The following is a 12,670-nucleotide window of genomic DNA, read 5'->3' as shown; positions in this document are numbered from 1 at the left end:
AAAACCTAAAATGATACTATTCATCCAGTTTTATTCTTAATTAAAAATGAATTTATCTCAATAATTCAAATTAACACCAAAACCTATTCCCATATCGCTATCGTAATGAGTTCTGATACTAAAATTTCGATTGATGATATAACGCAATCCTGCCATATATTCTTTGTCGGTGTTCCACATTAAATCCATTCTCATTCTTATAGAAACAGGAATATCCATTCGTTCAAATTGTAGTCTAAAATTACCATCTGTAAAAACTTCGGCTTGTGCTTTTATAAGCATTGGCATTGTATATTCTAATCCTGCACTAAAAACAGAACGAACATTTTTGGTGTTTTCTTGACCAAAAAGGGTTTTTTCTGTTTCACCATCTTCCATTTTTCTATATCTCCAATCGAAACCTACAAACGGCATAATCCATTGCATTTTGCCAATGTATCGCCCAATATGAGTTTCGGTTTCGTAGCCGTGATGGTCATTATAACCTAAACGCCATTCTGTACCGATGCTCCAGCGGGTGTTGCTAAACATTGCCATTCCGTCGTTTCCGTTGGTTGCAAAATCGTTTTCTCCCATAAAATGAAATTTTCGATCTTCGGCAAATAATTTTCGTTGTGCTAATTTTGGATTAGGAATTAATGGATTTGGTGCTTGATTTTCATAAGTAAAAACCCTGCCCATTCCTGCCATCATATGGTAAAGGATATGACAATGAAAAAACCAATCGCCCTCAACATTTGCGTTAAATTCTAAAACATCGGTTTCCATTGGCATAATGTCGATAATGTTTTTTAGTGGAGCATAATCGCCTTGACCGTTAATAATTCTAAAATCGTGTCCGTGCAAGTGCATTGGGTGTCGCATCATGGATCCGTTATAGATTGTAATACGCACATTCTCGCCTTTTTTGATTAAAATTTTATCGGTTTCTGAAACTACTTTGTTGTCTAAACTCCAAACGTAACGGTTCATATTTCCTGTAAGTTCAAATTTTAGTTCCTTTATTGGTGCGTCTTTTGGAAGTGTTGTTTTGGCTGGCGATTTTAACATTGTGTAATTTAGAGTTACAATTTCCGAAAGTTTGTTACTATTGTAATCGTCTTCGGTCATTTTCATATCTCCCATTTTTTCGTTTTTGTTTTTTGCTTCGCCTGTGATTTCTGGATACATTACTACGTTCATATCCATTTGATTGTAAGACATACTCATTCCCATATCGTCAAGGTCTCCATTCATTTTCATCATATCGTTCATCATTTTCATACCTTCAAAATATTTTAATTTTGGTAGGGCAGCAGTAAGCTGTTTGATGCCATCACCTATATATAGTGATGCGGATTTTGTTCGGTCTTCGGAAGTTACCAAAAATTCGTAAGCGGTTTTTTCGGCTGGAATGGTTACAATAATATCGTAAGTTTCGGAAACGGCAACGATTAATCTATCGACTTCGACAGGCTCTACATCGTTACCATCATTAGCAACAACGGTTATTTTTCCGCCGGCATAATTGAGCCAAAAGTAGGTTGATGCTCCAGCGTTTGAAATTCGTAAACGCACTTTGTCGCCTCCTTTAAATTGAGATAATTGGTTTTCGTTTTTTCCGTTGATTAAGAATTTATTGTAATACACATCGCTTACATCCATTGCGTTCATTCGTTTCCATTCGTTTTTAACTTTGGTTTTAAAATGTCCTTGTTGGATTGCTTCGGCATAACTTTGGGTCGTGCCTTTTTGAATGGCGAACCAATCAGTTGCGTTGTGCAACATTCGGTGTACGTTTTCGGGTTTCATATCTGTCCATTCACTTAAAATAATTGGGACTGTTGGCAAATCGTCAATGCCTTTTCTAAAAATTGGGTCATCGGTTCTTTTGTTCATAATAAAACTACCGTACATTCCGATTTGTTCTTGTAAACCTGAATGACTGTGATACCAATGCGTTCCGTGTTGAATAATTGGGAAAGTATATTTGTGTGTATTATTGGGTTCGATAGGCATTTGGGTCAAATAGGGAACGCCATCTTCTTTGTTTGGCAAAAACAAACCGTGCCAATGCAATGAGGTGCTTTCTTTTAGCTCGTTGTGTACATAAATTTCTGCAATATCGCCTTCGGTAAATGTTAGCGTAGGCATTGGAATTTGCCCGTTTACGGCTATGGCTCGTTTTGGTTTGTCACCAAAAGTTACGATTGTATCACGAACGTATAAATCGTAACGAATTATTTTTTGAGCAAATACAGATTGAGAAAGTAACAAAATCAATATTATCGCAGGCAATATTGGTATATTTTTTATTATTTTATTTTTCATTTGTTTTTCTTAAAGTATCTTCAATAACATAATTCCACTCATAGCAATCATTAAAGCATCTTCGATAATGGTTACTGTACTCATTGGCAAATTGAAAACTGCACCCAAACAAGCACATTGAATTTTCTTTTTGTTTAATACCGATTGCAAAACTCCAATAATACTGATACTCATAACCACAATTGTAATTGAGTTTGTTAGTATTGGATTGAAATTGATTAGAAAAGCAATTCCTAAACCCAATTCAATAAATACATACAGATAAGCCCAAACTGGAATTTGTTTTGCTAAAACATCGTACATAACATAACTTTCGGAAAATCCTTTGAGGTTTAATAATTTGAAAAAGGAGAAGACAAGAAAGAACCCCGACATAAAATGTCGCATTGCTTGCATAAAATCGAATTTTATATTTTGGGATTGTACCAATGTTGTTACTAACAGAATGTAAAAAAATATTAGCAAAATGGGTTTATAGACTTCAAACCACGATTTTGTTTGTTCTTCAATTTCGTTGTGATTGATTGCCGATATTTGGTAATTTTTGTCTAAAACTTTTTGTAAAACGGATAATACAATCTGTTTATCCATTGTAATGGTGGCGGTTTCTAAATCTTTTGAAACGGTAACATTTGTAACGTTTTCTATTGTTAGTAAAGCAGATTTTACTTTTGCTTCACAACTTGAACAAGTCATTCCTGTTAACTTATAGGTATGTGTCATTTTGTTATATTTAAAAAAAATACAAAGCCATTTTTGGCTTTGTATTTAGATCAGTTTATTTTATTTAGCTACAACGGGCTCGGTTAAAGGCATTCCGCATTTTGAACATTTGCTGTTTAATTTACCCTGAACTTCTGGATGCATCGGACAAGAATAAATAGTTGTTACAACTTTTTTATCAATAACTTTTTCTGTTAATTCCATACCACATTTAGAACATTTATCGCCTTTCATTCCAGTAATTTCTGGGTGCATAGAACAAGCGTGTGTTTTCATTCCGGCATTATCATTCATCATTTCTGAACCTTCGTTCATCATATGTGTGTCTGTAGTTCCTTTTTCTTCCATTTTTTTATTACAAGAAATGGTTACTAAAGTGAAAACTAAAATTACTAAAATTATTTTTTTCATTTTATTAAATTTTTAAAACAATACTAATTATTTTTTGATATGCATTTAGTATTAAATTGATTACTTTTTACATTTTGCAGGATTCTGCACATTTTGTGCAAGCTTCTGCACATTTTTTACAACATTCCATATCGTGTTTTTTACACTCGTTTGCACAATCATTACAACATTGAACGCATAATGCACAAAGTGCATCAGCAAATTTTGAACCTCTTGCGCATAATCTCGCACAAAGTGCGCAAATGTCGGCACAATCACGACACAGTTTTACACACTCTTCGTGACTCTTCATTGTTAAACATTCTGTTGAACATTTTTCACATTCGACCATACAAGCCAAACAAACCTCGATACTTACTTGAACATTTTTCATTTTATGAATTTATTAATTGTAGATTAATTTCTACATATAATAGTACAATGTATTTAGGCTTAGGATGTTACATATTTATTTTTTAGAGTTGTGAAATTCACATATAAATTATTTAAATACATTGAAAAAATTATATTCCAAATTAAAATAAAATCCATTTGGTGCTGTTCGCAACATTGAACTTACCAACTCTTGTCGGTAAGCCAAATCTAAACGAGCTTGGCTGTTGAAAATAAATTGTAAAGCAGGAACTACATCAAGATAGGATTTACCATTTTTATTAATGGTTTGTCCGACAAATTCAACCATCAAATTGATGTTGGTTTGTTTGAAATTGGTGTACTTTTTAGGGTACATTAATTTGCCAAAAGACAAGGTGTAATTAGTAGCATTATCCCCAAAATCATCTGGGAAAGGATAATTGGGTTTGTTGTCAAGTGCTTTTTCAAAGCTAACAGATGTACTAATGGCTACTTTTTTTATCAATTTAGTTGCCACCAATCCTGTTTCAAAACCAGAGTTGTGTCCCATAATTTCAATTTGCTCTTGATGAATATCAGAAGTATTAAAGCTGTATCTTCCAAACGCCGCTAGACGAAAATGACTGTTCAAGTCATCGGTTGAATAAAAACGGTATTTGGTGTAAAAACTTCCACCTTCTGTTACCAACTTATTGCTTCTATTGCTCACAAAAGCGGCAGCTCTAAACATCAAGTTTTTATTTAAACCATAGGTTGCTTCAGGCATTAAATGATAATTATATCCTGATACAAATTCTTCTTTAAACAGCGAGTGAGAAAGTCTCACGCTCAGGGTATTTGATGGAATGTTACTTGCTGGATCAGTAACTACAAATAATTCCTGACTGTAATTTTTTTGAAATGCAAAAACGAACAAAAGAATAATTACTTTTTTCATTAGTTGATGATTTTAATGTGAAAATCATCTTCATTGTTTGATGCGTAGGTTTCAATATTTTTAAAAGATTTCGATAATTTTTTAAATTCTTTTTCGGTTACATAACCTTTATCCAAAACTTGAATTTGAACTTCCGTATTATTGTTTGAAGCACTATTGATTAAAACGTAAGCGCCTTGTTTAATAGTTTCAGATTTTGTTGTGAGAATTAATCTACCAATGAAAAATCCTGCTTTTTCAACTTTATCTTTAAACACTTTTGGACTTAAAGTATTGCCTTCTTTGAGTGTTACTGTAAATGTATTTGTGTTTAAATCTGTTTCTACATTAACAACTTCTGGTAAACTTTTGAGTTGTTTGTTAATAGCATTAGAACACATAGAACAGGTTAGTTCTGTAGCACGAATTTCGGCTTTCGAGATTTGAGCGTTTGCTTTTGTACTTGCTAATATTATTATTGAAATTAGTATAACGTATATGCTGTTTATCTTTCTCATTTTTTTAATTTAAGTATTTAATTATTTCGTCTTCTTTTGGATTAATCGCTATTAAAATCCCTTTTTGATTAAAAAGAAATTTAGATGGTAATTCTTCTACCCCAAATTGTATTGCAGTATTGGCATCAAAACCTTTTGGGTCTATTAGTTGGGTGAATTGTATTTTGTCTTTTTCAATGGCTTTTATCCATTTGGTTTTGTCTTTATCTAATGAAATTCCAATAATATTTATTTTGTTTTTATCAATTGTATTTTAAAGTTTCACTAGTTTCTTATTGCCTAATCTACAAGGTGCACACCAAGAAGCCCAAAAATCAATAAGAATGAATTTTTCTTTGAAATTAGTATTAGATACCTTTTTACTCGTCGCATTAAGCAAATTAAAAGTTGGTAAACTGTCGCCAACTTTTAATTGTGCATGCAAAGTCAATGAAAAAAGCATCAATAAAATGATTGATTTTTTCATATGTAAATTATTTAATTGTTTCTGTCACTTTTCCACAACTCAACATCATCGAACCATAGTATGGATTTTTAACAACATTTTCTTTGCTCAACCAAGTAGCACCTTTGCCGTTGTTTGCCATTGGGCAAAATTGGTAATAGGTTGGTGTTTCTTGTTTAGAAACTTTGATTAAATCGTAGATATTTAAAGAAAGTGTATCAAAATGGTCTCTTTGGTGTTTTGCATCTTTTGTATCTGCAATATGTTCAGTATGTTCTTTTATACTTTTTAAAACTTTCATCCAAACGGTGTGTTCGTTTGTGTTTAAAGTTTCCATTTTGACTGCGTTTATTGCAGAAAGCAACACACTTGCTTTTGCAGATGCTGTGTTTCCGTCTGTTTTTACTAAAGCATTTTTTAACTCAAAATAGTTTTCGAAAACTGCTTTTAATTGATTTTCTTTTTGAACTTCAACCTTTGGTGTTTCCGAATGATTTGCATGATTGTTATGATTTACTGCAATAATTTCGGATTTAGGTTCTGTTTTAACAGCAACTTTTGCTACTCTGTCGTATTGGCAGCAACCTGGCAATTTTGAATAAACGTCACTTGGTGCAAGAAATTTGTCGCTATCGTAACCTGATAATGCAATGCGTTTTAAAATTGCATCTTGATTGGTTTTATTGCTGTCATAAGTTAATGTTGCTATTTTAGTATCTACATTCCAATCTATTTTAGCAATTTTTTTAAGATTTCCTGCTTTTTCAATAGTTGTTTTGCACATATCACAGTTTCCGTAAATTTTAACTGTTTCTGTTTTTACGTTTTTAATTTGTGCGTTGCACACAGTAAATGATAACAATACTGAGATTGCTATCAATATTTTTGATATTGATTTCATTTTGATAAAATTTTAATTTTTGTTAAATAAATAATTTTGAAAACAAAGTATTCGTTTTCGACAAGACAGTTTTATGGCTGTCAATGTTTGAAATTATTTTATTTTTGGCGGAAGCCAAACGGAAGTAAAACCCGAAGAAATAAAGGTTTCTGAGTGATAAAATTTTGGTTTTTCAGTAGAAAAATGAAAATTATTATTTTTAAATTCGATTTCGTAAAACGAAATTATGCTAAAGTTTACTGTGGATGCTGTGCAGTTTGAATGGCCACATTTTCCTCCACAACTATTATTTTCCTCTTTTGATTGTTTATTTTTGCAACAGTCTTTTTTTTCTGTTTTAGATGAAGTATCTTTTTTGCAACATGAATTTTCTGTTTTATTCCCACAAGCAAACATTATGGTTGGCATCAAAAAGAAGCCAAGTGTAAAGATTATAATGAGTATGTGAGTCTTTCTTGTCATTTCACACAAAGTAAATAAAAATTTATTTATTTATTTGTCTTTTATGCTTTTTTTATCATTTGGCATATAAGAATCCTTTGGATGAAATTGTAATATTAATTGATGTCACTATTTCGTATCTTCAGATTTTATTAATGTCTACAATAATATATAAAAAAAAGCTTCCGTTATTGCGGAAGCTCTAAAACCATCTTTCTAAAAAAATTAATCTTTTATAAAACGTTTTGTAATAGTCGATTCATTATCTGAAATTTCTAATATATAATTTCCAGAATTAATCCTTGAAACATCAATAGCGCTATTAGCTATTAACCCATTCATAATTATTTGACCTAACAAATTGTAAACTCTAAAAGTAGCTTTTTCAGAAACTGAAGTTACATTTAAGATTGATGATGTTGGGTTTGGGAATAAGTTAATAACAATACTACTATTTCCTGCTGTTTGTATTTGTTTTGCTAAAGCAGTAATGTTTACAGTATAATCTTCAACTTGACCATAGGTAAAAGATTGGCAAGAAGTAGGAATTGCATTATAACCCATCGAAACTCTCATTCTTGTTGTTCCTAAAACTGCTATTGAAGGAATAGTAAATGTTCCAGCTACAGGAGTTGTTTTAGAAGCGGCTTTAGAGAAAACCAATTCGCCAGCATCTGTAAACAACCCGTTTTGGTTATAATCTATCCAAACGGCATAGCCTTCACTATATACAGTACTTGTCCAAGTTGGTGTAATTGTAATTGTATAAGCAGTTCCTCTAGCAGCATTTGTAGATAATGCTGTAAAATTTTCGTAACCTGCAGTTCCTGTAGAAGTATTACTAATTGTTCCAAAAACAACTTTTCCAATTCTTTCGTCGGCAGTATTACTACTTGTAGAAGTACAATAAGTAACTGTTGAAGCAGCTAATGTAGTTACACTAACTAGATTACTTTCTGAAGAAATATTCCCAGCAGCATCTTTCGCTTTTATAGAAAAAATATAAGTCGTTGAAGCTGTTAGTGCAGTTACTGCAAAAGTTGTTCCTGCAACCGAACCTTTTAGCGTTGTACCTTGATAAACATCATATCCTATAACACCTACATTATCTGTAGAAGCCGTCCAAGATAGATTTGTAGTTGTTGATGTTGTTCCAGAAGCTGCTAAACTTGTTGGTGCGGTTGGAGCAGTTGTATCAGAAACAGGAGCAAGAGTTGTAACACTAACTACATTACTTTCTGCAGAAATATTCCCAGCAGCATCTTTTGCTTTTACAGAGAAAGTATAAGCTGTTGAAGCTGTTAATCCAGTTATGGCAAAAGTAGTAGCGGTTGTTGTGCTTCCTTTTAGCGTTGTTCCTTGGTAAATATCATATCCAGCCACACCAACATTGTCAGTAGAAGCTGTCCAAGATAAGTTTGTAGTTGTTTGTGTTGTTCCAGAAGCTGCTAAAGTTGTTGGTGCTGATGGAGCAACAGTATCTGTAGAACCAGAAGTAATTGTAAAATTTATATTAGAAATATCAAAGAAGATATGATTAGCTCCTTTTACCATAATTCTATTGCTAGTTCCAGGTGTGTTAGGAATTGTAACTGCTTGAGTTCCGTCATTAGGTGTTCCTAATAATAAAGCAACAGGATAAGTTAAACCACCATCTGTAGATAAGTAAATATCAACATTAGCACAGTTTACACCATTTGCTGTTGTGCCAGCCACATTCCAAGTTACGGTTTGAGAAGATCCACCTGCGTAAGAAACTGCCGTGTTTGGAGAACTTACTGTAAATGGTCCAGCAGTAGCATTAACCGTTACTACCATATCATCAAAATTAGTTTGACCCACTTTAATTGGAGCTACTGAGCTATATGGAGCATTATCTCTTACTGTTAATCTAAAATTTAATGTTCTTGCTACCGAGCTTAATGCTTCTACATTAATAGAATCGTTTCCTGTTCCAGCTGTTGTTGCAGAATTTGCTACAACTGATTGTATAATTGGGAAATATCTTGTTGGCGAAGCTGTTGGACTCCATGATCTCCAGTTAGGTCCAGAAGTTTTAGCAATACTCGCTACGCTACTTGCACCCGTTTGTGTTCCTCCATCGTCATTTTGTTCCCAGCAATAAGTTAAAGTATCGCCAGTATTTGCATCAGTCGCAGAGCCGGTAAGTGTAAACGGTGTGCTTTTAGGAATTGTATAATCTAATCCTGCATTTACAATTGGAGTTGCATTATTTGCAGAAATAGAAGTAGTTACGGGACAAGTTTTAGTAGCTAAATTTGCTTGAATTTGAGCAATAGTTGTTTCATGATAAATATCGATAGAGTGAGGAGCAATATCTTGAGATGTTATTCCTGCATAACCCATAATGGTTACACCCGAACCTACTTCTTTACTAACTCCAGATCCTTCGTTACTGTTAGAAAAAGTGTGGTTTCCACCTAATTGATGCCCTACTTCGTGAACAACATAATCGATATCGAAATTATCACCTTGTGGAATACCATCAGCAGGTGAAGTTATACCAGAACCTTTAGCAGTACCACATACACAGCCTATACAACCTGCATTTCCTCCTCCTCCAGAAGCGCCAAACATGTGACCTATGTCATAATTTGCAGCACCAATAGTGTTTGTTAATGTTGTTTGCAATTGTGAATTCCATTGACTTAATGTAGTAGAATACGGATCGGTTGCGGCATTATAGAAAATTACACTAGTAGTGTTTGCGATAAGATTTAAATGTAAGGCTAAATCTTTTTCATATACTCCATTACAACGAGTTAGTGTAGCATTGAATGCGGCAAGAACTTTTGCTTGATCAGCAGAATTACCGGCTGTACTTGCGCCAAAATAAGCTGCATACTCTCCATTACAAGATTGAGCTAATCTCATCACTTTCAATTGAGCTGTACTCGATTTATTCGTGCTAGGAATTTGATTGTTAATATCTAAAACGAGTGCATGATCATCAGTTGAGCATGTCCAAGGTAATTTTCCTTTTTCTCTTTGTGATTTAAAAATAGCATAAACAGAGTGATCTTGAGAATATGGTTCGATAAACTCATTTTCTTTATCAGTTCTAAAAATCATCGTTTGAATTCCTTGAGGAGAGATACTTAATTTTATTGTTGCGTATCTGTCGGTGATTCCTTTTCCTGAATAGGCTCTAATTTCTGGAAATTGAGCTTGTAAAGCAGGTTCAAAATTCGATGCTTCTGTCATTTCAAATTGTTCGAACTCACCATCGGCATTTGGCAATGTAATGGTTACAATTTGGTTGTTTGATCTGTTAATTGTTGAAAACAAAGAGTTTCTTAACTGAGCAGTATTCAAATCATATAAATCGAACGTTTTTGGGAATGATAATCTAGCTACACCTTTATCAGTAGCTCTAATCTTATTGGTAGTTGCGTTGTGTGTAGACCAATATTTACTGGTTTGTGCTTGCATGTAGCCGCAAGCAAAAATGGATAGCCCTAGAATAAATTTTTTCATAAATTTTTTGTTTTTGGTTGGTTGATTGGTATTGTAAAGTTGTAAAATTGTTAAGTTTTTTTTGAATTATATTATGGTTTTTCCTTGTATTATGTTAAAATTTTGATATAAATCAATATTTGATAATTTTTTTATTAAATCATTTTTTGATTTAATAAAAAAATCCACCTGCTATAGCAAATGGATTTTTAAGATATTTAAATGTAAATTCGTTTATTTCACGCTCAAAACGAAATAATTTTTCTTTCCACTTTGTAACAACACAAACTGATTGTTTATCATGTCTTTTGATGTAAGAGTAAATTCTTCTGTTACTTTTTCTTTGTTTACCGAAATAGAATTAGCTGTAAGTGCTCTTCTCGCTTCACCATTAGATTTTAAGAAACCTGATTTTTCGTTTAACACATCAACAATATTTATTCCAGTTTCTATATCAGATTTTGAAATTTCGGCTTGCGGAACACCATCAAAAATCTCTAGAAAAGTAGCAGCATCTAATTCTTTCAAATCATTGGAAGTAGAGTTTCCGAACAAAATATTTGATGCTTTTATGGCTTTTTCTAATTCTTCTTTTCCATGAACTAGAATTGTGATTTCTTCGGCTAATTTGCGTTGCAAAACACGCAAATGTGGTGAGGTTTTATGCTCTTCAATCAAGCTATCAATCGTATTTTTATCTAAAAAAGTAAAAATTTTAATGTATTTTTCGGCATCTTCATCGGAAGTATTTAACCAAAATTGGTAAAATTTATAAACCGAAGTTTTATCGGCAGTTAGCCAAACATTTCCGCCTTCAGATTTTCCAAATTTAGAGCCGTCAGCTTTTGTAATTAGTGGAGTTGTTAGTGCATATGCTTTTGCTCCTTCACCACCCATTCTGCGAACTAATTCGGTTCCGGTAGTAATATTTCCCCATTGGTCCGAGCCACCCATTTGTAATAAACAATTATAGTTTTTGTACAAATACTGAAAATCGTAACCTTGTATAAGTTGGTAAGTAAACTCTGTAAATGACATGCCTTCGCCCTCTGCTCCCAAACGTTTTTTTACAGAATCTTTGCTCATCATATAATTTACTGTGATTCGTTTTCCTATGTCACGAGCAAAATCTATAAACGAAAAATCTTTCATCCAATCGTAGTTGTTTACTAAAATTGGGGCATTTGCATCGGTCGAATTAAAATCTAAAAAACTAGATAAAACTGCTTTTATTCCTGCAACATTTTTATTTAAAGTAGCTTCGTCGAGCAAATTCCTTTCGTCACTTTTTCCTGAAGGATCACCTATCATTCCTGTCGCACCACCTATTAAAGCTATAGGTCTGTGCCCAAAATTTTTAAGATGAACTAAAAGTATGATTTGAACCATGCTTCCTATGTGTAAGGAATCGGCAGTTGGATCAAAACCTATATATGCGGTAGTAGATTCTTTTGTTAATTGTTCTTCGGTTCCAGGCATCATGTCGTGAAACAAGCCTCTCCATTTTAATTCTTCAACTAAATTTTTCATTTTCAAAATCAATTTCGGCAAAGATAACAATTCGAGGGCAAAAATCAATTTCAAAAATCAATGACAATTTCAAAATTCAATTTCAAAAATCAATTTTAAAATTTAATTATAAATTATATTGACATTGATTTTTGAAATTGTTATTGACATTTGTTATTGTTATTTATTTTTTATAAAAAGGCAATTTGACCACTTTTGCCGGCACATCATTTTTTCTGATTCGGATATAAATATCACTATCGACAGCGCTATTTTCCGTTGTTACATAACCCAAACCGATACCTACATTCATACTTGGTGACATGGTTCCGGAAGTTACAATACCAATAACATTTCCTGTTTTATCCACAATTTCATAATCATGACGGGGAACCGAACGTTCCTGCATTTGAAAAGCTATTAATTTTCGGGTAACGCCGCTTTCTTTTTGTGCTTTTAAATTTTCGGAATTGGTAAAGTCTTTATTGAATTTTGTAATCCAGCCCAAGCCAGCTTCGAGTGGCGATGTAGTATCATTGATATCATTTCCGTATAAACAAAAACCCATTTCGAGACGTAATGTATCACGAGCAGCGAGGCCAATTGGTTTTATTCCGAACGATTGTCCAGCTTCAAAAACTTTATTCCAAATGGTTTCCACTTCG

Annotated in this window: 10 protein-coding genes and 1 pseudogene; all 11 read right to left on the bottom strand. The window is 33.0% G+C overall.

Features of this window, described 5'->3' with window-relative positions; genetic code table 11:
• Positions 1-57: 57 nt before the first annotated feature.
• Positions 58-2,310 carry a multicopper oxidase domain-containing protein gene (locus ACH2BP_RS05210; protein ID WP_395057700.1) on the bottom strand — a complete coding sequence of 751 codons (2,253 nt, stop codon included), beginning with the start codon at positions 2,308-2,310 and terminating at the stop codon, positions 58-60.
• A gap of 9 nt (positions 2,311-2,319) precedes the next feature.
• The gene (locus tag ACH2BP_RS05205; RefSeq protein WP_395057698.1) at positions 2,320-3,033 is read right to left on the bottom strand and encodes a heavy-metal-associated domain-containing protein; all 714 of its coding nucleotides are present in this window, start codon (positions 3,031-3,033) and stop codon (positions 2,320-2,322) included.
• A 60-nt stretch (positions 3,034-3,093) separates the two neighbouring features.
• Complete coding sequence (locus tag ACH2BP_RS05200) at positions 3,094-3,444, bottom strand: heavy metal-binding domain-containing protein (protein ID WP_395057696.1); 351 nt, start codon at positions 3,442-3,444, stop codon at positions 3,094-3,096.
• 67 nt (positions 3,445-3,511) lie between these two features.
• A complete protein-coding gene (locus tag ACH2BP_RS05195; RefSeq protein WP_395057694.1) occupies positions 3,512-3,817 on the bottom strand; it encodes a four-helix bundle copper-binding protein in 306 nt (101 codons plus the stop codon).
• A 108-nt stretch (positions 3,818-3,925) separates the two neighbouring features.
• A complete protein-coding gene (locus ACH2BP_RS05190) occupies positions 3,926-4,735 on the bottom strand; it encodes a hypothetical protein (RefSeq protein WP_395057692.1) in 810 nt (269 codons plus the stop codon).
• The gene (locus tag ACH2BP_RS05185) at positions 4,735-5,232 is read right to left on the bottom strand and encodes a heavy-metal-associated domain-containing protein (protein WP_395057690.1); all 498 of its coding nucleotides are present in this window, start codon (positions 5,230-5,232) and stop codon (positions 4,735-4,737) included. The genes ACH2BP_RS05190 and ACH2BP_RS05185 overlap by 1 nt, the downstream gene beginning before the upstream one ends.
• Positions 5,233-5,236: 4 nt before the next feature.
• Positions 5,237-5,674: pseudogene (locus ACH2BP_RS05180) on the bottom strand (TlpA family protein disulfide reductase).
• Between the two features lie 31 nt (positions 5,675-5,705).
• Positions 5,706-6,578 (bottom strand): DUF3347 domain-containing protein, encoded by an 873-nt coding sequence (locus ACH2BP_RS05175; protein WP_395057688.1) that lies wholly within the window; start codon positions 6,576-6,578, stop codon positions 5,706-5,708.
• Positions 6,579-7,244: 666 nt separating this feature from the next.
• Positions 7,245-10,517 (bottom strand): reprolysin-like metallopeptidase, encoded by a 3,273-nt coding sequence (locus tag ACH2BP_RS05170; protein ID WP_395057686.1) that lies wholly within the window; start codon positions 10,515-10,517, stop codon positions 7,245-7,247.
• 213 nt (positions 10,518-10,730) lie between these two features.
• Positions 10,731-12,026, bottom strand: a complete 1,296-nt coding sequence (gene tyrS / locus ACH2BP_RS05165; RefSeq protein WP_395057684.1) for a tyrosine--tRNA ligase — start codon at positions 12,024-12,026, stop codon at positions 10,731-10,733.
• Positions 12,027-12,189: 163 nt separating this feature from the next.
• A partial coding sequence (locus ACH2BP_RS05160) for a glycine cleavage T C-terminal barrel domain-containing protein (RefSeq protein WP_395057682.1) occupies positions 12,190-12,670 on the bottom strand: 481 nt, incomplete at its 5' end.

The sequence above is a fragment of the Flavobacterium sp. genome (assembly GCF_043756175.1).
Lineage (GTDB): Bacteria > Bacteroidota > Bacteroidia > Flavobacteriales > Flavobacteriaceae > Flavobacterium.
The sequence above is the reverse complement of the archived record's forward strand: the minus strand, read 5'-3'. Positions and strand labels throughout refer to the sequence as shown.